Below are 24108 nucleotides of genomic sequence, written 5' to 3' on the forward strand. Positions count from 1 at the left end.
GATCGGTTCTATGAAGTTTCGGACCAGTCGCGGATTGGCTCGGCGCCACCAGACATATCGGAACTTCCCGGTAGGTCGCGCTGCATGTGCAGGAACTCAAGGTGTCGTTCGTACAGGTCGAGGATATTGTCAATGAGCTGCTCAACCGTGTACCCGTAGACGTCATACCCCAGCGAACCTGTGTTATCGAATACCTCAATGCGGTAATATACCTCGTCATTCTCGCCGGTGTCTCTGGTGAACGAGGGGACAGCGTACTCCAGTGGGTATAGCTGATAACGGAAATTTTGTTCCTCATCAAGGTTCACCGTCAGGTCAAGTGTACGAATCGGTGAATCGGACACGTCCGTGGACACCAAGGTCGCCTCAATGCCGCGATTCTTCAGTTCCGTGGCCACCTGTTCCATTGCGGGAATCGCCACATTTTCCATGTATTTCTCGGTCTTGGCGGCGTTGGGCCAGGTGCTGGCGCGGCTCAAGCGACGTCGCCACGCAACGGGATGCCCCACCGCTGTTGAATGCTCAGTACGACCCGACATCGCTGAATGCAGTGAAATGCCGCGAGCCTCCGCCTGCGTTTGCTCAAGTCTGAAGGAACGCACCAAACTCAGCATGATCAAATACATGACCACGGTAAACGGCAAACCCATCACCACTGTTGCGGACTGCACTGTGACCACGCCATCAATCTGCAGCAGCACAATGGTGAGCACACCCACCACCACTGACCAGAAAATGCGCGACCATACGGGGCCGTCTTGGCTGCTGTGATTCGTCCGGGAGGTGAAGTTACTCATCACCAACGCACCGGAGTCAGCTGAGGTGATGTACAGCAGCAAACCGATCATCGTGGCAAGACCCGTCAGGAAGGTTGCGCCGGGATAGGTGGCTAGCAGATCGTAAAAGCCCTGTTGTGGTGTGGATACGGCAGCTTTTCCGAAGGCGTCGTTACCATGACGGACAAGGTCAAGGGCAGAGTTTCCAAAGAAGCTCATCCACAGCAGAACGAAAATGAAGGGGATACTGAGGGTACCGATCACAAACTGTCGCAGGGTGCGGCCGCGGGAAATGCGGGCAAGGAACAACCCCACAAAAGGAGCCCAGGCCACCCACCAGGCCCAGAAGAACAACGTCCAGGATCCCAGCCATGCTTGGGTTTGCTCGGGAGTTTCGGAGAAAGCATATGTATCCATGGTCATGCTGGGGAATGAGGACACATAATCGCCGATGTTCATGACCAGGCCGTCTAGAAGGAAGGCGGTCCGTCCTGTGATTACCACGTACACCATGAGTCCCACGGCGAGGAGGACGTTAAACTCGCTGAGCATTTTGATGCCGCGATCCACGCCCGACACGGCGGAAACAGTGGCCACGCCCACCGACAGCACCACAAGTGCGCACTGCGACGCGAACCCCTCTTCAAGGCCAAACATCACCTTCATGCCGTAATTCAGCTGCACCACGCCAATGCCTAACGACGCCGCGATACCGAAGACGGTGCCCAGCATCGCCGCCACGTCCACGGCATCTCCCACCGGTCCTTGGGCGCGTTTACCAATGAGCGGATACAGTGCCGAACGAATTGCAAGTGGCATGTTAAGGCGATAGGCGTAATACCCAAATGCCAACCCCATCAGCGCATACATTGCCCATCCGGTGATGCCATAGTGGAACAGTGCCCACACAACTGCCTGCTCGGCTGCCTCGCGGGTTTCCCCTGGACCCACCGGTGGTGTGTAGTACTGCGTGACTGGTTCCGCCACGGCAAAGAACATCAAATCCACGCCAATGCCGGCTGCGAATAGCATCGCCGCCCAGGAAAAAAGTCGGAATTGTGGCCGTGAATGGTCTGGCCCTAGCCGAATTTTCCCCGATTGCGATAGTCCGATGAATAACACGAATACCACGATTATCGTGGCGGTTAAGATGTAGAACCACCCAAGGTTGGTAGCGATCCAGGTGGTAACGCCAACAAGCGTGCGTTCAGCGCTGTCACCGGCCACTGCGGCCCATATGGTTACGCTGAGAATGCCCAGAGCCGAAATGATAAAAACTGGCCAGTTGGTTGTGGGGCGTGGGATCCCAGTCTCTGGTGCCTCATCAGGCGCAGGTGCGGCGCGGAATGATCCTACGATTGTTTCAGTCGTGTTTTTTCGTTTTGATTTGTTTTCAGGTGTAGGGCTATCTGTGGAGTGTGAGCTGTCTGACGTTGGCTGTGTATCTGCCTCCGCGTCAGTGCTTGTGTTCCTTTTTTCGTGTGATTTTTTTGAATTTGCCAATGTAGACAATCCTCTCTTCTGACTGATTGCTACCGTGCCCTTAGCCGAGGATACACGGTGTCGGCGCGCGCTGGGGGTGGCCGAGACGTCGTAACGCTGGCACACTGGGGTAGGTCAAGTGTGTCGTGATGTGTAGTTGAATCACAGCTTTTTGCGCTGTGAGCTGCACCTGAAAGGGGTTAGAAGTTGTCCATCAAAAATCGAATCCTATCGCGCCTGATGGGTGCCCACCATGTAGATCGGTCGGGTGAGATTGTTGAAGACCGTCGGCGTGACGTGGTCATCGTGGGTGGCGGCTCCGCTGGTTCAGTGCTGGCGCGGCGACTCAGCGACGATCCGTCAACCGAAGTAATGGTCTTGGAGGCGGGGCGCATGGATTCTCTGTGGGACCTATTCATCCACATGCCCGCCGCGTTCTCCTTCCCGATTGGAAACAAACTTTACGATTGGGAATACGAGTCCGAGCCGGAGCCAGAGATGAATGGCCGCCGCATCTACCACGCACGCGGCAAGGTTCTTGGTGGTTCCAGCTCCATCAATGGCATGATTTTCCAGCGCGGAAACCCGATGGATTATGAAAAATGGGGCAAGCTCCCAGGGATGTCCAACTGGGACTTCAAGCATGTGTTGCCCTACTTCAACAAAATGGAGACGGCGTTGGGGTCGGAACCGAACGATCCACGCCGCGGGCACAACGGCCCCCTGGTGTTGACGCGTGGACCAGCAACAAGTCCGCTATTCCAGGCGTTTTTTGAATCGGTGCAGCAGGCCGGATACAACCTCACCAACGATGTTAACGGGTACCGGCAGGAAGGGTTTGCGCCCTTCGACCGCAATATTTTCAAAGGCAAGCGCTTGTCGGCAGCACGTGCCTACCTACACCCAGTGCTGGATCGTAAGAACCTTGATGTGCGTACCCGCGCCTTTACCACCCGGATCCTTTTTGATGGTGAAACCGCAACTGGGGTGGAATACGAGTGGAAAGGGGCGAAACGTCGGGTGTATGCCGACAAGGTCATCCTCTGCGGTGGGGCGATTAATACGCCGCAGCTGCTCCAGCTTTCTGGTGTAGGGGACAGGGACCATTTGGAGAAGCTGGGCATTAATGTGGTCAAGCACTTGCCTGGTGTGGGGGAGAACCTTCAGGATCACTTGGAGGTGTATGTGCAGTACAACGTGACCAAGCCGGTGTCGTCGCAGCCTTACTACAAGATGTGGATTCGCCCGTTTATCGGGCTGCAATGGCTGCTGACCAAGCGTGGTCCCGTGGCTTCGTCGCATTTCGAAGCGGGTGGTTTTGCCAGGTCAAACGATGATGAGGCATACCCGAACTTGATGTTCCACTTCCTGCCGATGGCGATCCGCTATGACGGTACACAGCCAGAGGGGGAGCACGGTTTCCAGTTCCATGTTGGGCCGATGTACTCCGATACGCTCGGGCATGTTCGGATCACCTCTGCGAATCCGAAGGACAAGCCGGAGATTATCTTTAACTATCTGGCTACTGATCAGGATCGTCGCGAATGGGTCGAGGCAGTGAAGGTGTCACGCCGCCTGCTGGACACACCAGCGATGAAGGAATACACCGATGGTGAGATTTCCCCTGGTGCTGATGTGCAAACCGATGAGGAAATCCTCGAATGGGTGCGTAACGACGCCGAGACGGCACTTCACCCCTCATGTACCGCCAAGATGGGGTCGGCCGATGACGAAATGGCCGTGGTGGATCCGGAAACGATGCAGGTCCACGGTCTGAAAGGGCTGTATGTGTGTGATGCGTCGATCATGCCGATCATCACGAACGGTAACATTTACGCGCCGGTCATCATGATGGCAGAGAAGGCTGCTGATCTGATTCAAGGAAAGCGGCCACTGGACCCGATTGATGTGCCATTCTACCAGGTAAACAAGGGCATGCCCTTGTATGCAGAAGGGGAGGAGATTCGGGACCACAAACAAAAAATCAAGGGCGCTGATCACTAGAGTCCTGTGATTGGGGATTGCTGCGATCCATGGTGCTTAAGTGAGCATGCTCGTTGAGTGTGTGGGGGGGCATTTGGCACCATGGATCGAGTCTCACGGGGGAGGAATGGGGCGGGGGAATTAGGTGAGTAAAAATTAATCTTTGAGACCTGGATTGTTGAAAATCGCGTGGTAGAGTCGCACACAAGCGCTGATAGTACTTTTGCGTCAATGAGATAATTTCGCATATAAAATACTTTTAATTTGTCATTATCACGCGATAATCACCAATTGAGGGAGTGGGTATGACTAGGGTGCGGCCAACTGGCGCACACCACGAAGTGGGCATCAATGACATGTTTTTCTCGACCACCGATGAGCGCGGTGTTATCCAGGAATCGAATAACGTTTTTATTCGACTTTCGCGTTATAGCAGAGACCAACTCGCAGGTGCTCCCCACAATATAATTCGCCACCCTTGCATGCCCGGAGGAGCGTTTTATGCGATGTGGAATACGCTCCACGCAGGCAAGCCTTTTGTCGCTTACGTGCATAATCTGGCCAAGGATGGCAGCCAATATGATGTGTTGGCAACGGTTACTCCACTCAAGGCCGGAGGCTATTTGTCTGTTCGCATGCGTGCATGTTGCACCGATATTTTTAATGCTGCAAGCAGCATCTACGAGCAGGTTCGGGAGCTGGAGGATGGGTACATTTCGCAGGGATGTAATCGTCGAGAGGCTGCCGAAAAAGGTGCAGGCAACATCATTGAGAAGCTGAATGGCGCAGGTTTCCCCTCCTACGACGAGTTTCAGTGGACCGTTTTGCCTGCTGAGGTGATGCGTCGCGAGGCTCAGGTTGATGGAAAACCGCCTCGCCGTGACACAGCTACGGGTGAGCTACGCATCATTCATGATGCTGTGCACAGCGTCTACGATGAGTTGAATCAGTGGATGGGGGAGCTGGAACGGCTGGGGGAGTTGTCTACGCAACTCAAAAATGCAGGTGAAAAGATCAACCAGGAGCTGGACACCACGGGTCGGCTAACAGCTCAGATTGAAGTGCTTAACCGTGAGTCGGGTGCCCGTTACGAAGACATTCTGATGCCGTTGCGTGTGTGGGTTCAGATGCGTGGCATTATCTCGGCGAAAATCGTCAATGTGGTGGATGGTATTGCTGCCCTGGATAGAACGGGTGCGGAAACGCGTTTTGGGGTAGCTCTGGCTCGTCTGCAAACCACCATGATGGCGAATTTTGTCGCGGAGCTGATTGATGGTGAGGCGGACGAACATTCTGCGGCGTCGATATGCATGCTTGCCCAGGCTATTCGTGACGGGGTGGAGGCGATGCAAGGACAGACGATGGAGCATCGGCGGCAGGCGGAGGCGGTAGAAACCGCTATTAAAAGTGTGATTTCTCTCATGGAGATTCCGCAGCAGCTGATTACCGACTGGCAGGCGGTATCACAGCGGCAGCTTCCCAGCGATTTGACGGAATTGCTGAGACTGGTGTCCGGGTCGATTGAAGGTGCCACTATAGCCATTGCGAACCTTAAAGAACTGGTGACAAACATTGGCCAACTAAGTCGCGGGTTTGATATTTCCACAATTATCGGAAAAATTGATCAAGTAGAGCGAGAGACTTCGGTGGGGAATTTGTAACATCAAGCAATGGAGAAATTATAAAAAGGCCCTGAATTGTAGGGTCTTTGGGGTCACTTGTCCAGTATCAGAGACAGTGAATGGTGGTGAATCGCCGCGAATGCAGTGCTCCTGTGACCGTGATTGACGTGTCACGTGTTAGCATATGTTGTATCGCGAGTTTTCTTGGCGGTTTGCTTTGCCATGTGCACATCGTGGTGAACTGGCGTGCGTTGCTGTACGGTAGGTCATCACAACTCCTGTGCCGGGCGGGGTGCCAAGAAGAGCTGTGGTCGCGTTCGGCATATTAAGGCAGGACAACCTATGAACAAAGTAGAAGCAACTGGAGCCACTCATGAGGTCAAGGCGGAGGAGCTGTTCTTCTCTGTCACGGACGATCGTGGTGTGATTACCGAGGCCAACAAGGTTTTTGTTGATTTGTCGCGGTATGAGCTTGGCGACCTCATCGGCGCTCCGCACAACGTCATCCGCCATCCGAACATGCCGGGTGGCGCCTTTCACGCTATGTGGAACGCATTGAAATCGGGGTTGCCTTTCGGTTGCTACGTCCAAAACCTGGCTCAGGACGGCAGCAGGTATGACGTTTATGCAACAGTCACTCCTCTCCCCAATGGGGGGTACCTTTCTGTACGCTCCCGCCCCATGTGTGTGGACGTGCGGGACGTGGTGTTTGAGATTTACGAATCCACCATTGAGCACGAAGCGCATGTCAAAGAAGAAAAAGCTAACCGCAGGGAAGTGGCCGCTTCTGGTTCGGATCACTTGCTTGAACTGATCAAAGAAGCCGGTTTTTCCAGCTACGCGGAGTTTCAGAACGCCATTTTGCCCATGGAAGTGCTGGCCCGTGAGGCTGAAACGACGCCTCTGACCATGGAACGAACCGCCAGCGGCGACCTTGGTGAGTTGCAGGATTCAGTGCATGGCGTGTTTACAGAACTGCATGAGTGGATGGACGGGCTGGAACCCCTGGAACGGTTGTCCATGCTGTTGCGGCGCGCACGGCGTCGATTAGGGCGCGACATTGAAAGCGCCGCCTCCATTGTGGACAACCTGGAGGATCTGAAGCAGGACGGCTCCGACACCGACTACGAACAGGTGCTGGCACCGCTCAAGGAATGGGCGGAGATGCGTAGCGACGCCCTCGGATCCATCGACCACCTGCATGGACAGCTGGAAGAGTTTGACGAGCAGATTGAGCAGTCGCGATTCACCATTGCGCTTGCGCGTCTGCACACCACTATGGTTGCGCAGTTTATCGATGAACTAGCGGCCATGGATACTATTGATGAGGCCGCTCAACGTGGCATTCGGCTGTTGGCGGACGCACTGGATGCGGATATTCTCACCATGTGGGAGACGGCCGACAAGCTGACCTCGTTGTCGGATACTGTGAATACGGATATTGATAACTTGGTGAAGCAGCTGGAAAAGCCACTTGAAGTGATGGTGGACTGGCGTGAGCAAAAGAAAGAGTACAAGACCGGCGACTTGGCCGAGTTGTACCAGTCCGTCAGTTCTTCTACCTCTGGTGCTGATGCGGCCATTGCTGAATTGAAAAAGCTGGCCGAAGAAGTCAGTGATGTGAATGCTCCCAGTACGGATGAATTGATGACGCACATTGAACGCGTGCGTGAACTGGCGAGCATCAAGAAAGATGAGTCTTAACCTGCCTTTTCGGGGGGTGGGTTTGGATTCGTCTCGGGATATGTGTACTCTGTCTAGCTAGTCCCACGTCTCCATGGTGGGGGCCCGATATTCCCCGGTAGGCCAGCGAAAGCGGCTGACTGGGTTTCGCGCGTTCATATGCACTCTGTGTTTTTGCACTTAGCGTTTTTCGTGCCGTTCGGGCTGAAACTACAACAACAGGTCGGTGTGTATCTGGTGTGTGCCTAGTGGAGTGCACATGGAACACGCGGAAAGCGCACCGATAATCACACCGATCAAACAAGAAAGACGGTTCATGCCCACAATTCAGCAGCTGGTCCGCAAGGGCCGCCAGGACAAGACTGCCAAGGTGAAGACCGCGGCTCTGAAGGGTTCCCCTCAGCGCCGTGGTGTGTGCACCCGCGTGTACACCACCACTCCGAAGAAGCCGAACTCTGCTCTGCGTAAGGTTGCCCGTGTGCGCCTGACCTCCGGCGTTGAGGTTTCCGCTTACATCCCCGGTGAGGGCCACAACCTCCAGGAGCACTCCATGGTGCTTGTCCGTGGTGGTCGTGTGAAGGACCTTCCTGGTGTTCGTTACAAGATTGTCCGCGGCACCCTTGATACCCAGGGTGTGAAGGATCGTAAGCAGGCCCGTTCCCGCTACGGCGCTAAGAAGGAGAAGTAAGCAATGCGTAAGGGAGCAGCGCCGAAGCGCCCCGTCGTCAAGGATCCGGTTTACGGTTCCGAAACTGTGTCCCAGCTGGTTAACAAGGTTCTGCTGGACGGTAAGAAGTCTGTTGCAGAGCGCATTGTGTACAACGCGCTGGAGATCTGCCGCGAGAAGACCGGCACCGATCCGGTTCTGACCCTGGAGAAGGCTCTTGGCAATGTCAAGCCTGATCTTGAGGTTCGTTCCCGTCGTGTTGGTGGCGCAACCTACCAGGTTCCGGTCGAGGTTCGTCCGGGTCGCGCTAACACTCTCGCGCTTCGTTGGCTGGTGACCTTCACCCGTCAGCGTCGTGAGAACACCATGACCGAGCGTCTTGCCCATGAGATTCTGGACGCCGCTAATGGTTTGGGTGCTTCTGTGAAGCGCCGCGAGGACACTCACAAGATGGCTGAGGCCAACCGCGCCTTCGCTCACTACCGCTGGTAGTCGCACGCATCTTGATGATGACCCCTTGCCCGGCATCCCAGACAGGCTCTGCTTAGATACACATGCTTTGCGGAACGCCCTCGTGGTCACCGCAGGCGATGGGGTCATTAGTGCTCTATTGAAGGAAACTTATCCACAGGTAACAAGCGCACTACGTGTTTTGTTGCCGGAACCCACAAGTTAGGGAAAAACCGTGGCACAAGAAGTGCTTAAGGACCTGAACAAGGTTCGCAACATCGGCATCATGGCCCACATTGACGCCGGTAAAACCACGACCACCGAGCGTATCCTCTACTACACCGGCATCAACCGCAAGGTCGGTGAAACCCACGAAGGTGCTTCAACCACCGACTGGATGGAGCAGGAGAAAGAGCGCGGCATCACCATTACCTCCGCTGCTGTGACCTGTTTCTGGGAGGGTAACCAGATCAACATCATCGACACCCCCGGTCACGTGGACTTCACCGTTGAGGTGGAGCGTTCCCTACGTGTCCTGGACGGTGCTGTTGCAGTGTTCGACGGCAAAGAAGGCGTGGAGCCCCAGTCCGAGCAGGTGTGGCGTCAGGCTGCTAAGTACGACGTCCCGCGTATCTGCTTCGTGAACAAGATGGACAAGCTGGGCGCTGACTTCTACTTCACCGTTCAGACCATCATCGACCGCCTCGGCGCAAAGCCGTTGGTTCTGCAGCTGCCTATCGGTGCTGAAGACGACTTCGACGGCGTTGTTGACCTGGTGGAAATGAAGGCCATCACCTGGCGTGGAAAGGTCGAGGTTGGTGCTGAGCCCACCATCGAAGAGATCCCCGCTGACCTGATGGAACGCGCTGAACAGTACCGCGAACAGCTGCTCGACACTGTTGCTGAAACCGACGAAGAACTGATGGAAAAGTACTTCGGTGGCGAAGAACTTACCATTGATGAGATCAAGGGTGCCATCCGCAAGCTCACCATCAACTCTGAGGTGTACCCGGTGCTGTGTGGCACCGCATACCGCAACAAGGGCGTACAGCCGCTTCTCGACGCCGTGGTGGACTACCTGCCCACCCCGTTGAACATCGGCGAAGTTGAGGGCCACAAGGTGGGCGATGAGTCCACCGTGATGACCCGCAAGCCGTCCATTGACGAGCCGTTCTCAGCTCTCGCTTTCAAGATTGCTGTGCACCCGTTCTTTGGCAAGCTGACCTTCGTGCGCGTGTACTCCGGCATTGTTGAGCCGGGTGCTCAGGTGGCTAACTCCACCAAGGGCAAGCGCGAGCGCATTGGCAAGCTCTTCCAGATGCACGCCAACAAGGAGAACCCGGTTGATGAGGCACGTGCAGGTAACATCTACGCGTTCATCGGCCTGAAAGACACCACCACTGGCGACACCCTGTGTGATCTCAATGACCAGATCATCCTGGAGTCCATGGACTTCCCGGATCCGGTGATTGAGGTGGCCATTGAGCCGAAGACCAAGTCCGACCAGGAGAAGCTGAGTACCGCTATTCAGAAGCTCGCTGAAGAGGACCCGACCTTCACCGTGAAGCTGGACGAAGAGACCGGCCAGACCGTCATCGGCGGTATGGGTGAGCTGCACCTCGACGTCCTGGTGGACCGCATGAAGCGCGAGTTTAAGGTCGAAGCTAACGTGGGTGCACCTCAGGTTGCCTACCGTGAGACCATCCGTAAGCCAGTTGAAAAGCTGGAATACACTCACAAGAAGCAGACTGGTGGTTCCGGTCAGTTCGCCCGCGTCATCATCGGTATTGAGCCTTACGCTCCGTCCGCTGACGAACTTGAGGAAGGCGAGTCCGCAACCTACAAGTTCGACAACATTGTCACCGGTGGCCGTGTTCCGAAGGAATACATCCCCTCCGTGGACGCTGGTATCCAGGACGCGATGCAGTATGGCTTCCTCGCCGGCTTCCCGCTGGTGAACATCAAGGCCACGCTTATCGACGGCGCGTACCACGAGGTTGACTCCTCCGAAATGGCGTTCAAGGTGGCTGGCTCTCAGGCACTGAAGGAAGCTGTTGCCAAGGCAAAGCCTGTTCTTCTTGAGCCCGTGATGGCCGTTGAGGTCACCACCCCCGAGGAGTACATGGGTGAGGTTATTGGTGACATCAACTCCCGCCGCGGCCACGTGCAGGCCATGGAAGACCGCGCTGGTGCCAAGCTGGTCAAGGCTAAGGTTCCGCTGTCCCAGATGTTCGGCTACGTTGGTGACCTGCGTTCCAAGACCCAGGGCCGCGCCAACTACTCCATGATCTTCGATTCCTACGCTGAGGTTCCCACCAACGTAGCAACCGAGATCATCGCTGAGCGCACCGGCAACTAAACCCCGTGTTCGTCCCCCGCCCGCCAGTGCGGGGGAGCGGAGTGCCATGCTGGTAGCGGTCCGCTGGATAACCACCTGCTGGTGTGGTTGCCCAGCCGGCCGTTACCCGCGTGAAAAACAGGACGTGGAGAAGGGTTTGAAAAAGTCTTCCTCTACCCCTAATATCAAGTAACTGGCATAGTGAACCAGCCGTGTCACCTGACATGGCAATTACCACCAATGTGGCTGCGAAAGTCGTAGCCACCGCGAAGTCCAGGAGGACATACAGTGGCAAAGGCGAAGTTCGAGCGTACCAAGCCGCACGTTAACATCGGTACCATTGGTCACGTTGACCACGGTAAGACCACCACCACCGCAGCCATCACCAAGGTTCTGGCTGAAGCATACCCGGAGCTGAACCAGGCTTTTGCTTTCGATGCCATCGACAAGGCACCGGAAGAGAAAGAGCGTGGTATCACGATCAACATTTCTCACGTCGAGTACCAGACCGACAAGCGCCACTACGCACACGTTGACGCCCCCGGCCACGCCGACTACATCAAGAACATGATCACCGGTGCTGCTCAGATGGACGGCGCAATCCTCGTTGTTGCCGCCACCGACGGCCCCATGCCGCAGACCCGTGAGCACGTTCTTCTCGCCCGCCAGGTGGGCGTTCCTTACATCCTCGTCGCTCTGAACAAGTGCGACATGGTTGATGATGAGGAAATCATCGAGCTGGTCGAGATGGAAGTTCGCGAGCTGCTGGCTGAGCAGGAGTACGATGAGGAAGCTCCCATCGTTCACATCTCTGCTCTGAAGGCTCTTGAAGGCGATCCCAAGTGGACCCAGGCAATCGTTGACCTGATGAAGGCCGTTGACGAGTCCATTCCGGATCCGGAGCGCGAGACCGACAAGCCCTTCCTGATGCCGATCGAGGACATCTTCACCATCACCGGCCGTGGCACCGTGGTCACCGGTCGTGTTGAGCGCGGTCAGCTCAACGTGAACGAAGAGGTCGAGATCCTGGGCATCCGCGAGAAGTCCACCACCACCACCGTTACCGGTATCGAGATGTTCCGCAAGCTGCTGGATTACACCGAGGCTGGCGACAACTGTGGTCTGCTTCTCCGTGGCATCAAGCGTGAAGACGTTGAGCGTGGCCAGATTGTGGCTAAGCCCGGCGCTTACACCCCGCACACCGAGTTCGAGGGTTCCGTCTACATCCTGTCCAAGGATGAAGGTGGCCGCCACACCCCGTTCTTCAACAACTACCGTCCGCAGTTCTACTTCCGCACCACCGACGTTACCGGTGTTGTGGAGCTGCCTGAGGGCACCGAGATGGTTATGCCTGGCGACAACGTTGACATGTCTGTCAAGCTGATCCAGCCGGTTGCTATGGACGAGGGCCTGCGCTTCGCTATCCGTGAGGGTGGCCGCACCGTTGGCGCTGGTCGCGTGACCAAGATCATCAAGTAATCACTGATTACGAGGATCACCAAGAATCCACTCCGCCTCCTTGTGAGGCAGGGGTGGTTTTCTTTTTCCTAAGGTGTTTACTAATCGTGAATATGGTTGCATAGTAAACGCTATGAACCTAGCGGCAGGGCGCCGGCATTCAGTGGTAGTGCGCGCAGACGGCACCGTGTTGGCCACCGGGCATAATGGTGCTGGTGAATGCGACGTGGAGCATTGGAGGAACGTGGTTGGGGTGGCCGTCGGCAATGTTCATACTGCGGCGAATACAGGTAGGTCGCACACGGTGGGGTTGTGTTCGGATGGCACGGTGTTGGCCACGGGCTGGAATTCCTACGGACAGTGTGAAGTAGGCGAATGGCGCAATGTCGCCGCGATTGCTGCGGGGTGGCGTCGTACGCTTGGACTTCTTGATGATGGCACTGTTGTAGCGACCGGTCGTATGCAGGAAGGTGCATGTGACGTGCAGTCTTGGCGCGATATTGTTGGCATCACGTGCGGCGATTGGCATTCGGTGGGGCTGAGGCGCGATGGAACGGTACTTGCGGTTGGTAATAACAGCAAGGGGCAATGTTTAGTGCAAGGCTGGCGGGATATTGCTGCTGTTTCCGCAGGATACCTACATACTGTTGGGCTGCGTATCGACGGCCGCGTCATTGCCGTTGGCTCGGCAGTTGCGGGTACCTGCGACGTGGGGGAGTGGGAGGACGTTGTCAACGTGGATGCGGGAAGCAATCACACGGTGGCTGTCACGTCAGCCGGCAGGGTGCTGGCAACCGGCGACAATGGTTATGGACAGTGTGACGTTGCAGCATGGACTGATATTGTTGCGGTTGCTGCTGGCTCAACCCATACGCTCGGGTTGCGCGTCGATGGAACTGTGCTCAGTGCTGGTAATCGTGACGATGGGCGGTGTGATGTTGGTGGGTGGATGCGGTAGGGGCGGGCGTCGATAAGCGTGGGAAAGATAACTTGTGTTGGTGGGAAACGTGTGGTTAAATTTCAGGGTTGCTTCAACACGGCATGCCTTTGAGGGTGTGTGGTGGTGTGGCAAACATGAACCACCTTCTAGTGTCGACTCGCCTGCTTGATCAGCGTATCGCACAGAGTTGGTGCCCCGCGTTTGTGCGTGGGGGACTGGTGAAGAAGGGGCATGGCAAATAAACAGCGGCAGTAGGTAAGAGCATCGCTTCGGCGGGGCCTCTTCCGACGTGACATATGGTTTCGTGTTTGAACCTTGCGGTTGGTATTTCCGGCAAGGGGTAAAGCATGATCCTGACGTCTGCGGATCAATGGCGTGTGTTTATGCCACGCTCACATCCGCAGTTGTTTGAGGGAAATACCAGCATGCACGAGAAAACTGGCGTTGAACCGTGGCCTGAAGCCGGACAACGTTATAGAGACAACAGCGATTCCCACCAATCATTGCGATGTGGGACAGCGTAGGAAGAGGATAAGCGTGGCGGGACAAAAGATCCGCATTAGGCTCAAAGCCTACGACCACGAGGCGATTGATGCGTCTGCACGCAAGATCGTCGAGACGGTTACCCGTACGGGCGCCCGTGTCGTTGGCCCAGTGCCGTTGCCCACAGAGAAGAACGTGTACGCAGTTATTCGTTCTCCCCACAAGTACAAGGATTCTCGCGAACACTTCGAGATGCGCACTCACAAGCGCTTGATCGACATCCTCGACCCGACGCCGAAGACGGTTGATGCCCTGATGCGCATCGATCTTCCGGCCAGCGTCGATGTGAATATTCAGTGATCGACGGAATTTTTGGCAGCGGAGAATAACTAATGAGTGAAACTGAGATCAAGGGCATTCTGGGCACCAAGCTCGGCATGACTCAGATCTTCGACGAATCCAACCGCGTTGTTCCGGTTACCGTCGTCGAAGCTGGGCCGTGTGTGGTTACCCAGATTCGCACCGTAGAAAACGATGGCTACAACGCCATTCAGATCGCCTATGGCGAGATTGACCCCCGCAAGGCTAAGAAGCCGCAGGCAGGTCACTTCAAGAAAGCTGGCGTTACCCCCCGCCGCCACATGGCCGAGATTCGCATGGACGACGTCTCTGGTTACGAGGTTGGACAGGACGTCACCGTCGACATTTTCGAAGGCATTGACTTCGTGGACGTCACCGGTACCTCCAAGGGTAAGGGCTTCGCCGGTGGTATGAAACGCCACGGCTTTTCCGGCCAGGGCGCATCCCACGGTAACCAGGCAGCACACCGCCGCGTCGGTGGCATCGGTGCCTGTGCAACCCCGGGTCGCGTCTTCAAGGGCACCCGCATGGCCGGACGCATGGGTAGCGACCGCGTTACTACCCAGAATCTGAAGATTCAAAAGATTGACACTGAGGCTAACCTGCTGATCATCAAGGGTGCCATCCCTGGTGCTCGCGGCGGCCTCGTAACCGTGAAAACCGCAGTGAAGGGCGGTGAACGAGCATGACCAATCTGAAGCTCGACGTACACACCGCTGATGGTGGCACCAACGGCCAGGTTGAGCTGCCTGCTGACATCTTCGACCGTGAGGCCAGCATTGCGCTGATGCACCAGGTTGTTAATGCTCAGCTTGCTGCAAAGCGTCAAGGCACCCACAGCACCAAGACTCGTGGTGAAGTCTCCGGCGGTGGCCGCAAGCCATTCCGCCAGAAAGGCACTGGCCGTGCACGCCAGGGCTCCATCCGCGCACCCCACTTCACCGGTGGTGGCATCTCGCACGGACCGAAGCCCCGTGACTACAGCCAGCGCACCCCCAAGAAGATGAAAGCTGCTGCACTGCGTGGTGCCCTTACTGACCGCGCACGCCACAGCCGCATTCACGTGGTGGAAGAACTGGTCCCCGGCCAGAATCCGTCCACCAAGGCTGCCCGCGCCTTCATTGAGCGCCTGACTGACCGCAAGTCTGTCCTCCTCGTCCTGGGACGTGAGGACAAGACCGCTTGGAAGAGTGCCCGCAACCTGCCCGACGTCCATATCCTGGTCGCCGATCAGCTGAACACGTACGACGTCCTGAAGTCTGACGATGTTGTGTTCTCTGTTGAGGCTCTCACTAGCTTCATCAACCACGCCAGCAAGAAAGCTGCTGCTGAGGAGGAGAAGTAATGGCTAACCTCACAGATCCCCGCGACATCATCATTGCACCGGTTGTCTCCGAAAAGTCCTACGGGCTCATGGAGCAGAACGTGTACACGTTCTTCGTCAACCGCGAAGCAAACAAGACTCAAATCAAGATCGCCATCGAGCAGATTTTTGACGTGAAGGTCGCCTCCGTGAACACCATCAATCGCGAGGGCAAGCGCAAGCGCACCCGCACCGGCGGTTATGGTCAGCGCAAGGCCACCAAGCGCGCTATTGTCACGCTGCGTGAAGGCACCATCGACATCTTCGGCGGTTCGGCCGCGTAAGGCGAGCCGGATAGGTAAGGACTAAATCGTATGGCTATTCGTAAATACAAGCCGACTACGCCGGGTCGCCGCAACAGCTCCGTTTCTGGTTTTGACGAGATCACTCGCTCCAAGCCAGAAAAGTCTCTGCTGCGCCCGTTGCACAAGACCGGTGGGCGTAACTCCCACGGTCACATCACCACCCGCCACAAGGGTGGTGGACACAAGCGCCGCTACCGTCTCATCGACTTCCGTCGTAACGACAAAGACGGTATTCCGGCCAAGGTTGCTCACATTGAGTACGACCCGAACCGCACCGCAAACATTGCGTTGCTGCACTACCGTGATGGCGAGAAGCGCTACATCATCGCCCCCAAAGGCGTGACGCAGGGCACCATCATCGAATCGGGTCCGAACGCCGACATCAAGCCCGGCAACAACCTGCCGCTGCGCAACATCCCCGCTGGTGCCATGATCCACTGTGTGGAACTCCAGCCCGGTGCAGGCGCCAAGCTGGCTCGTTCCGCCGGTGCATCCATCCAGCTGCTTGGTAAAGAAGGCCGCTACGCCGTGCTGCGTATGCCCTCCACCGAGATCCGCCGTGTGGATATTCGCTGTCGCGCAACCGTTGGTGAGGTCGGAAACGCCGACCAGATCAACGTTCGCTGGGGTAAAGCAGGCCGCATGCGCTGGAAGGGTGTCCGCCCGACCGTCCGTGGTGTTGTGATGAACCCGGTTGACCACCCGCATGGTGGTGGTGAAGGTAAGACCTCTGGTGGTCGCCACCCGGTCTCCCCGTGGGGCAAGCCCGAGGGTCGAACCCGCAAGCCCAATCGCCCGAGCGATCGCCTGATCGTTCGTCGCCGTCGCACCAACAAGAACAAGAAGCGCTAAAGGAGGTAACAGAGAATGCCACGTAGCCTTAAGAAAGGCCCATTCGTTGACGAGCACCTCCTGGCCAAGGTTGATGCACAGAACGAAAAAGGCACCAAGCAGGTTATTAAGACCTGGTCTCGCCGTTCCACCATCCTCCCCGATTTCATCGGCCACACCTTCGCTGTCCATGATGGACGCAAGCACGTGCCGGTGTTCGTGGATGAATCCATGGTTGGACACAAGCTGGGCGAATTTGCACCGACCAAGACCTTTAAGGGTCACGTCAAGGACGACAAGAAGGGACGTCGATAAGCGATGAGTGAAGAAATCACCACCGCCCGCGCTACCGCGCGCTTCGTCCGGGTTACCCCGATGAAGGCCCGCCGCGTTGTGGACCTGGTTCGCGGTAAGTCCGTGTCCGAGGCACTCGCCATTTTGAAGTACGCCCCGCAGGCTGCTTCCGAGCCGGTAGCCAAGGTTGTTGCTTCCGCAGCTGCCAACGCTGAAAACAACTTCGGCCTGGACCGCGACACCCTGGTTATCTCTCAGGCTTGGGCTGATGAGGGACCGACCATGCGTCGTTTCCGCCCCCGCGCTCAGGGGCGTGCATTCCACGTCCGCAAGCGCACCAGCCACATCACCGTTGTCGTCGAGAGCCAGAAGGGAAGTGCTCAGTAGTGGGCCAGAAAATCCACCCCCACGGCCTCCGGCTGGGCATTACTTCCGACTGGAAGTCCCACTGGTACGCCGATAAGAACTACGCTGATTACCTCGCCGAGGACATCAAGATCCGCGACTTCCTGGCCAAGAGCCTGGACCGCGCCGGTGTTGCCGACGTCGTGATCGAGCGTACCCGTGACCGCGTTCGCGTTGACATCCACACCGCCCGCCCGGGCATTGTGATCGGCCGTCGTGGTTCCGAAGCTGACCGCATTCGCGGCGAGCTGGAGAAGCTCACCGGCAAGCAGGTCGCCCTCAACATCCTTGAGGTGAAGAACATCGACGCTAACGCTCAGCTGGTGGCTCAGTCCATCGCCGAGCAGCTGTCCAACCGTGTTGCTTTCCGCCGCGCTATGCGCAAGGCTATCCAGTCTGCGATGCGTCAGCCGCAGGTCAAGGGCATCAAGGTTGTGTGTTCTGGACGTCTCGGCGGTGCCGAAATGTCCCGCACCGAGCGCTACCACGAGGGTCGCGTTCCGCTGCACACCCTTCGCGCCGAAATTGACTACGGCACCTACGAAGCCCACACCACATTCGGCCGCATTGGCGTGAAGGTGTGGATCTACAAGGGTGACGTTGTTGGTGGTCGTCGTGAAAGCGAAATCAACGCACCGGCTGAGCGCCGTGGCCGCGGTGACCGTCGCGAGCGCACCCGCCGTGGTGGTCAGCGTCGTCAACGCGCAGAGCAGAAGCAGGAGGGCTAAGAATGCTTATCCCCAGGCGCGTCAAGTACCGCCGTCAGCACCGCCCGCACCGTAGCGGTGTGTCCAAAGGCGGTAACCGCATCTCCTTCGGTGACTACGGCATTCAGGCTCTGGAGCCGGCCTACATCACCAACCGTCAGATTGAATCCGCGCGTATTGCCATTAACCGCCACGTCAAGCGTGGTGGCAAAGTGTGGATCAAGATTTTCCCGGACCGTCCGTTGACCCAGAAGCCGCTTGGCGTTCGTATGGGTTCCGGTAAAGGCCCCGTTGAAAAGTGGGTGGCTAACGTTAAGCCCGGCCGCATCCTTTTCGAAATGAGCTACCCGAACGAGGAAATGGCCCTTGAGGCTCTTCGCCGTGCGGGTCAGAAGCTCCCCTGCAAGGTCCGTATCATCAAGAAGGAGGACCAGTTCTGATGGCAGCCGGTACCCCCGCATATGAGCTCCGTGAGCTCAACTCCGAAGAGCTGACCACCCGCCTTCGCGAAGCAAAGGAAGAGCTGTTCAACCTGCGTTTCCAGATGGCCACCGGACAGCTGACCAACAACCGTCGCCTGCGCACGGTCAAGCGCGACATCGCCCGCATCTACACCGTTATCCGCGAGCGTGAGCTGGGTCTGTCCGTAGTTCCGGGAGCTGAGGCTTAAACATGAGTGAGGCAAACGTGGACAAGAAGGTTAAAGGCGCACGTAAAGTACGCACCGGATATGTGGTTTCTGACAAGATGCAGAAGACCATTGTTGTGGAGCTTGAAGACCGCAAGCCCCACCCGCTGTATAAGAAGACCATGCGCACCAACTCCAAGGTCAAGGTGCATGATGAGAACGAGACCGCCGGTGTCGGCGACTTGGTTCGCATCGAAGAGACCCGCCCGCTGTCTAAGGACAAGCACTTCCGTCTCGTGGAAATCATCGAGAAGGCTCGCTAGTTTTCCTTAGAAGCTGGACCTAGTGCACCTGCACAAGGCGAAACCCCTGCCCGTTCCCCTTTTCTGGGGAGTTGGCGGGGGCTTTGTGCTGTGATCCTTCTGCGTAGTTAATTGTTGATTTTATTATCTTATTTTAAAAACTCACCGTTTTTGTGATGCGCTTTTACTATGTGTGTATCCTAGTTTTTTTCCTGTGCTTTTCATGAGCCTTTCGACTTTGCGTTGACGCCCTAACAAAACGTCTATATACTGGGGCGGTGTTGGCCTTGGAGGTATATTTCCCGGGGCTGATGACCTGCTATTATGCGGTATTTTTTCCGTATTGCAGTAACGGTATTTTCGTGAAAAGAGAGATTGTTATGGTCGAAAAGAATGTTGTTTCTATTTCGTTTGCTGATCAGAGCAAGGCATATCAAGCATTTACTGAGTTGAAGAATTTGTCCGCCGCTGGAGCGATCAGCGTTGATAGCGCCGCCATTGTGGTCCGCGATAAGGACGGCGCTGTGTCCTTCCCCGATGGCATTGATGAGGTCACTGGCGCAGGTTTTGCTGGCGGCGGCCTGGTCGGCATGCTGGTGGGCGTGCTGGGCGGTCCCCTGGGTATGCTGCTCGGCTGGGGAAGCGGTGCGCTGATTGGCGGCGCGCTTGATGCGACCCGCGCCACCGCCACGGATGAGGTTGTGGCGGAGTTCAGCCGTGCACTCCCCGTGGATTCCACCGCCGTGATCGCTGAGATCGCGGAACCGTCTGAGGCTGCGGTGAATGAGCTGGTGGCTCAGCTGGGTGGAACTGTTATCCGACGCCCCGTCGATGAGGTTGTCGCTGAACTCGCCGCCGCCGAGGCCGCCGCCGAGGCCGCACAGGCCGAGGCTCACCGGGTGATGCGTGAGAAGAAGCGCGAAGAGCGCAAGGAAACCGTGGAGGAGTGGTGGGAGTCGGTTAAGAGCCGCTTCCGCCGCGACTAACCAAACCAGCTCCACTCACGGCTGTTCGCTTAACGACGCCCCGCCCCTCATGCTTGTGTGCCGCAGGCCATGGCGCGTATTGCTGCGACATTGGATAACCTCGTTAGAGGAACAATAGCGAGTGTTATGGGAGAGCTGGCGGTGACGGATGTCGACAAGCATGGCGGGAAACGCATCGTACATGTGGTGAAGGCGCTGCGTTTCGTGCCTGTGTCGATGGCCTTGCTGGCCGTGATGTGGGTGCTACAGGCTGCGCATCTTCAGCAGGCCGTGGGTTTGCCGTGGGTGGATGTGTGGTCGGCCCCTGGTGATGCGGTGCGCCGCGTGCTCACCTCGGGGCTTACGGGGGAGCATATTCCCGCAACGATGGTGGCCACGTTGGCGCTGTTGGTGTTCGCGGTTCCAGCGGAACGCCTGCTGGGGTCGCGATTATTTGCTACGGCCTCGGCCGCGTTGCATGTTCTCGGGGTGCTCGTGGGGTTTGCCTGCATGGGGGTTGTGATGCAGCTGGACGATTGGTGGGGGAATGTGCTGCGTGCCCAGAGTTTTCTCAGCCCAACCCCGTGGATTTTTGGTGTGATGGCGTGCACGAGTGCGTCCATGCCGGTGTTGTGGCGGCGTCGTACGCGGCTGGTGTTGTTGGTGGTGGCGGGGACGCTGCTGTTGTACGACGGCGTGATTGTGGATTTTGTTCGCCTGTCCGCCTGCGTGCTGGGTGTGTTGTGGGGTGAGGTGCGCGTCCGGGGGTGGGGTGGCGTGGCGCAGCGTTATCGCTCGGGATATCGCCCACGGCTGCATCGTCCCTCGTTGCGTGAGGGCCGCGTGCTGGTGGCCATTGTGGTGACGGCCGTTGCGGTGGGGCCGTTTTTGGCGAGCGTGAACCCGTATTCGGCTGGTCCGTTGTCGGAGATTGCCGTGGTGGCGTGGCAGGCCCATGCGGTGAACACACTGGGGCATACGAGCTTTGCGCTGCGTTTCGCGGGGCAGATTCCGCTGCTGGCGGTGGGGATTGTTGCGGTGGGGCTGGCGTGGGGGCGTCGTTTAGCGTGGGGTACCGCCTTGTGCATGCAGGTTGTTGTGGTTGTGGCGTTGATGTGGGAGATGGAGCACCTGATCCGTCACTACGGTGACAACACTGATCGGGCGATGGACGTGCTGTCGGTTATTTCACCGTGGCTGGTGACGTTTGTGGTTCTGCTGCTCGCGCGCCGGTTTTTCCAGGTGTCGGTGGGTGTGAAGGAGGTGGCGCGACTGGCGCAGCGCATCATCCTCGCCGTCGCCGGGGGCGCGGCGGTGTGGTGCGGTGTCGGCTGGCTGCTGCGGTCTGGTTTTCACGGATCGCCAGGGATGACGGATTTTGCCTGGGATTACCCCATGCGCCTGCTGCCGCCGGTGGTTTCTGAGGTGATGAACCCGCGGGTCGTGCCCGTACGCTGGTTTGCGTGGGTGCTCACGGACTGGGTGGGTGTTGTTGTGGGCATCGTGGTGTGCGGTGCGCTGGCGGCGGCGATGGTGGCGGTGCCCAATCCGGTGGCGGTGGCTGATCGTCACCGTGCGCGCGCATTGTTGCAGCAGGGCACCGGCGGGCATTTGTCGTGGATGACGCTGTGGCCGGGGAATCGATACTGGTTTGATACCTGGACCGACGAGGATGGCGAACACACACGCGGTTTCGTGGCGTTTCGCGTCCACGCGGGCGTTGCCGTGACCCTCGGGGAGCCGGTGGTGGTTCCGGGGGTTGATCCGCAGGATGTTGCCGATAGGTTCGAACGCTCCGCAACGCGGTCCGGGTGGACAACCACCTGGTACTCGGTGGGGGCTGCGTTTTCCGATGGCCGCGCGGACTGTGGCTGGAACCAGCTCCAGGTCGCTGAGGAGTCGGTGTTGGACACCTCCGGTGAAGTGCAGTTTCGTGGTAAGCGTTTTCAGGATATTCGCACCGCTCGTAACCGCGCCGCCAAGGAGGGCATTCACACGGAGATGACCACCTGGGAGACGGCAACCCCGGTGACCCGTGAGCGCATTATCGCGTTGAGCGAGGAGTGGGTCTCGGAAAAATCCCTCCCCGAAATGGGGTTCACGCTCGGGGGTGTGGAGCAGCTGAACGATCCCGACGTGCTGCTGGTGCTGGCGCTTGACTCTGAGGGGCATGTGCATGGGGTGACCAGCTGGCTGCCGGTGTATCGCGACGGCATGCTGGTGGGCTACATTTTGGATTTCATGCGGCGCGACCCCGCGGGATTCCGGCCGGTCATTGAATTCCTCATCGCGGAGACCATGCTCATGGCCGCCAGCAGAAATGTTGAGTGGATCTCCCTCTCGGGTGCGCCGCTGGCGCATTCTGCGGGGATGTCGGGGACCTCTGGCGCGTCAGGGGCTGAGGGACCAGAGGGGCCGGACAGTTTTCTCAGCACAGCCCTGGACCGCGTGGGGCTGGCGCTTGAGCCACTGTACGGTTTTCGCACGTTGGCGGCGTTTAAACGCAAGTTTCACCCCGAGTATCAACCGTGGCTGCTGTGCTACCGCGACGAGCTGTCGCTACCGGCCATTGGGGTGGCGCTGGGTCGATGCTATGTTCCCCAGCTGCACGTGACGGGCATGGTGGACATTGCCCGCGAATGGCGGGCCAACAACAGGTAAGGTGAGGCGGTGACCATGCAGCATCATTCTCAGCAGCATCACTCCGAGTATCGCCCGCCCACCCTCGCGGTGGATCTTGTCGCGTTTCGCGTGCACGCCGGGGTGTTGGAGGTGCTGCTGATGCGGCGTCGTAATGAACCGTTTGCGGGGGAGTGGGCGTTGCCGGGCGGCTATAACGCGCAGGGGGAGACCACCATGGAGGCGCTGTCGCGGGTGGCGCGCACTAAGGTGGGCGTGAATATTGACGCTGACCTGGGCTTTGTGGAGCAGCTGTACACCTTTGACACCACGGCGCGTGACCCTCGGGGGCATGCCGTGTCGGTGGTGTACCTGGGCTGCGGGTTTGGTCTGGAGGATGTGACGGGCGGGGATAATCCACACGAGTTCAGGCCGGTGGACGAGCTGCCGCCGCTGGCTTTTGACCACGCCGACATTGTGCACTACGCGCGGGAGCGGCTGGCGTCGAAAATGTCCTACAGCACGGCCGTGTACGGGTTGCTGCCCAGCGAGTTCACGTTGACGCAGGTGCAGGCGGCGTATGAAGCGGTGCGGGGGCGGCAGCTGGACAAACGCAATTTTCGCAAGAAGTTTCTCAGCCTCAGCGTGGTCCACGAGACGGGTGGAGTGTGGCAGGAGGGCGCGCACCGGCCCGCCAAGCTGTACGCATTTAACGGCCGCACGTTGCAGGACTTCGACTCGGGGGTGTAGGAGCCGCCAGTGGGCCGCCTAGCGGGTCAGGCGCATGAGGATGCGCGGCACCCCGTCCAGCGCGGAGGTGGTGTCGGCTACCTTGGTGAAACCTTCCCTCTCGAACATTCTGCGGAACCCGGGGTAGGCAAAAATGGGGGCGACCTTGGCGTCGGTGTCCAGGGGATAGCCCTCGATCACTGTGGCGCCGTTGTCCCAGGCGAAGGCGATGGCACCGGCGAGTAGTTGCTGGCCGATGCCACCTTTGCGCATTCGGGCGCGGGTGCGTAGGCAGAAGATGGACCACGGGGCGTCGTCGGCGATGCGCGGGTAGGCGGCGGTGCTGAGTTCGGCGACGTCGGCGCGGGGCGCTACCCCCGCCCAGCCCACGACTGTGCTGGTGCCGTCGGCATCGTCGCGGTAGGCGAGGATCCCCGGCGCGGGTTCCGCCTGGCAGAGGTGCTGTACTTCGGCGCGCCGGGCTGCGGCGTCGAGCTTGGCGGCGGCTTTGTATCCGAGCCGGTAGCTGAGGCACCAGCAGGCTTTCGCGGTGGGGCTTTTCTTGGGGCTGAGGAGGAGTTCCATATCGTTGAAACGTTCGATTGTGGCTGGTTCGATGCGGAGAGGGTCCATGGTATTTAGGGTACCAGCGTTGACTCCAGCCCTACCCCGTGCTACAGTTAGTGTAAATAAAACACTAACTACCGATTGTGGGAGT

24 protein-coding genes are annotated in these 24108 nt (G+C 57.9%); 22 read left to right on the top strand and 2 right to left on the bottom strand.

Annotation, left to right across the window (positions count from 1 at the left end):
• Positions 1 to 8 precede the first annotated feature (8 nt).
• The gene (gene betT, locus CDUR_RS01945) at positions 9 to 2135 is read right to left on the bottom strand and encodes a choline BCCT transporter BetT (RefSeq protein WP_051033936.1); all 2127 of its coding nucleotides are present in this window, start codon (positions 2133 to 2135) and stop codon (positions 9 to 11) included.
• Positions 2136 to 2498: 363 nt separating this feature from the next.
• Between betT and betA the strand changes: the two genes are divergently transcribed.
• The 22 genes from betA to CDUR_RS02055 all read left to right on the top strand — a co-directional run bounded on the left by betA (position 2499) and on the right by CDUR_RS02055 (position 23411).
• Positions 2499 to 4262 (top strand): choline dehydrogenase, encoded by a 1764-nt coding sequence (gene betA / locus CDUR_RS01950; protein WP_006062909.1) that lies wholly within the window; start codon positions 2499 to 2501, stop codon positions 4260 to 4262.
• Positions 4263 to 4597: 335 nt separating this feature from the next.
• A complete protein-coding gene (locus tag CDUR_RS01955; protein WP_325064673.1) occupies positions 4598 to 5902 on the top strand; it encodes a PAS domain-containing protein in 1305 nt (434 codons plus the stop codon).
• A 303-nt stretch (positions 5903 to 6205) separates the two neighbouring features.
• Positions 6206 to 7567 carry a hypothetical protein gene (locus tag CDUR_RS01960; RefSeq protein ID WP_179418791.1) on the top strand — a complete coding sequence of 454 codons (1362 nt, stop codon included), beginning with the start codon at positions 6206 to 6208 and terminating at the stop codon, positions 7565 to 7567.
• Positions 7568 to 7862: 295 nt separating this feature from the next.
• Positions 7863 to 8234 (top strand): 30S ribosomal protein S12, encoded by a 372-nt coding sequence (rpsL, locus tag CDUR_RS01965; protein ID WP_040359496.1) that lies wholly within the window; start codon positions 7863 to 7865, stop codon positions 8232 to 8234.
• Between the two features lie 3 nt (positions 8235 to 8237).
• Positions 8238 to 8705, top strand: coding sequence for a 30S ribosomal protein S7 (gene rpsG, locus CDUR_RS01970; protein ID WP_006062915.1), 468 nt, complete (start codon positions 8238 to 8240; stop codon positions 8703 to 8705).
• A 193-nt stretch (positions 8706 to 8898) separates the two neighbouring features.
• The gene (gene fusA, locus CDUR_RS01975; protein ID WP_179418792.1) at positions 8899 to 11022 is read left to right on the top strand and encodes an elongation factor G; all 2124 of its coding nucleotides are present in this window, start codon (positions 8899 to 8901) and stop codon (positions 11020 to 11022) included.
• A 267-nt stretch (positions 11023 to 11289) separates the two neighbouring features.
• Positions 11290 to 12480, top strand: a complete 1191-nt coding sequence (tuf, locus tag CDUR_RS01980) for an elongation factor Tu (protein ID WP_006062917.1) — start codon at positions 11290 to 11292, stop codon at positions 12478 to 12480.
• Between the two features lie 112 nt (positions 12481 to 12592).
• Complete coding sequence (locus CDUR_RS01985) at positions 12593 to 13417, top strand: RCC1 domain-containing protein (RefSeq protein WP_179418793.1); 825 nt, start codon at positions 12593 to 12595, stop codon at positions 13415 to 13417.
• Positions 13418 to 13936: 519 nt separating this feature from the next.
• Complete coding sequence (rpsJ, locus tag CDUR_RS01990; RefSeq protein WP_003854291.1) at positions 13937 to 14242, top strand: 30S ribosomal protein S10; 306 nt, start codon at positions 13937 to 13939, stop codon at positions 14240 to 14242.
• A gap of 32 nt (positions 14243 to 14274) precedes the next feature.
• Positions 14275 to 14931, top strand: coding sequence for a 50S ribosomal protein L3 (rplC, locus tag CDUR_RS01995; protein WP_006062922.1), 657 nt, complete (start codon positions 14275 to 14277; stop codon positions 14929 to 14931).
• The gene (gene rplD / locus CDUR_RS02000; protein WP_006062923.1) at positions 14928 to 15587 is read left to right on the top strand and encodes a 50S ribosomal protein L4; all 660 of its coding nucleotides are present in this window, start codon (positions 14928 to 14930) and stop codon (positions 15585 to 15587) included. The genes rplC and rplD overlap by 4 nt, the downstream gene beginning before the upstream one ends.
• Positions 15587 to 15889 carry a 50S ribosomal protein L23 gene (gene rplW, locus CDUR_RS02005; protein ID WP_006062924.1) on the top strand — a complete coding sequence of 101 codons (303 nt, stop codon included), beginning with the start codon at positions 15587 to 15589 and terminating at the stop codon, positions 15887 to 15889. The genes rplD and rplW overlap by 1 nt, the downstream gene beginning before the upstream one ends.
• 30 nt (positions 15890 to 15919) lie before the next feature.
• The gene (rplB, locus tag CDUR_RS02010; RefSeq protein WP_006062925.1) at positions 15920 to 16762 is read left to right on the top strand and encodes a 50S ribosomal protein L2; all 843 of its coding nucleotides are present in this window, start codon (positions 15920 to 15922) and stop codon (positions 16760 to 16762) included.
• Positions 16763 to 16777: 15 nt separating this feature from the next.
• Complete coding sequence (rpsS, locus tag CDUR_RS02015; protein ID WP_006062926.1) at positions 16778 to 17056, top strand: 30S ribosomal protein S19; 279 nt, start codon at positions 16778 to 16780, stop codon at positions 17054 to 17056.
• Positions 17057 to 17059: 3 nt separating this feature from the next.
• Entirely contained in the window at positions 17060 to 17422 is a 363-nt protein-coding gene (gene rplV / locus CDUR_RS02020) for a 50S ribosomal protein L22 (RefSeq protein ID WP_006062927.1), read from the top strand.
• Complete coding sequence (gene rpsC / locus CDUR_RS02025) at positions 17422 to 18168, top strand: 30S ribosomal protein S3 (protein WP_006062928.1); 747 nt, start codon at positions 17422 to 17424, stop codon at positions 18166 to 18168. The genes rplV and rpsC overlap by 1 nt, the downstream gene beginning before the upstream one ends.
• A 2-nt stretch (positions 18169 to 18170) precedes the next feature.
• Positions 18171 to 18587, top strand: coding sequence for a 50S ribosomal protein L16 (gene rplP, locus CDUR_RS02030; RefSeq protein WP_006062929.1), 417 nt, complete (start codon positions 18171 to 18173; stop codon positions 18585 to 18587).
• Positions 18587 to 18817 (top strand): 50S ribosomal protein L29, encoded by a 231-nt coding sequence (gene rpmC, locus CDUR_RS02035; RefSeq protein WP_006062930.1) that lies wholly within the window; start codon positions 18587 to 18589, stop codon positions 18815 to 18817. The genes rplP and rpmC overlap by 1 nt, the downstream gene beginning before the upstream one ends.
• A gap of 2 nt (positions 18818 to 18819) precedes the next feature.
• Positions 18820 to 19098, top strand: coding sequence for a 30S ribosomal protein S17 (gene rpsQ / locus CDUR_RS02040; RefSeq protein ID WP_006062931.1), 279 nt, complete (start codon positions 18820 to 18822; stop codon positions 19096 to 19098).
• A 359-nt stretch (positions 19099 to 19457) separates the two neighbouring features.
• On the top strand, positions 19458 to 20063 hold the full coding sequence (locus CDUR_RS02045) for a DUF1269 domain-containing protein (protein ID WP_179418794.1): 606 nt from the start codon (positions 19458 to 19460) through the stop codon (positions 20061 to 20063).
• A gap of 126 nt (positions 20064 to 20189) precedes the next feature.
• Positions 20190 to 22703: a bifunctional lysylphosphatidylglycerol flippase/synthetase MprF gene (locus CDUR_RS02050; protein WP_179418795.1), complete on the top strand. Its 2514-nt coding sequence runs from the start codon at positions 20190 to 20192 to the stop codon at positions 22701 to 22703.
• Positions 22704 to 22718: 15 nt separating this feature from the next.
• Positions 22719 to 23411: an NUDIX hydrolase gene (locus CDUR_RS02055; protein ID WP_179418796.1), complete on the top strand. Its 693-nt coding sequence runs from the start codon at positions 22719 to 22721 to the stop codon at positions 23409 to 23411.
• Between the two features lie 18 nt (positions 23412 to 23429).
• On the opposite strand, the gene CDUR_RS02060 is transcribed toward CDUR_RS02055, so the two are convergent.
• Positions 23430 to 24023 (bottom strand): GNAT family N-acetyltransferase, encoded by a 594-nt coding sequence (locus CDUR_RS02060; protein ID WP_179418797.1) that lies wholly within the window; start codon positions 24021 to 24023, stop codon positions 23430 to 23432.
• Positions 24024 to 24108 lie beyond the last annotated feature (85 nt).

Source organism: Corynebacterium durum (assembly GCF_030408675.1).
Lineage (GTDB): Bacteria > Actinomycetota > Actinomycetes > Mycobacteriales > Mycobacteriaceae > Corynebacterium > Corynebacterium durum.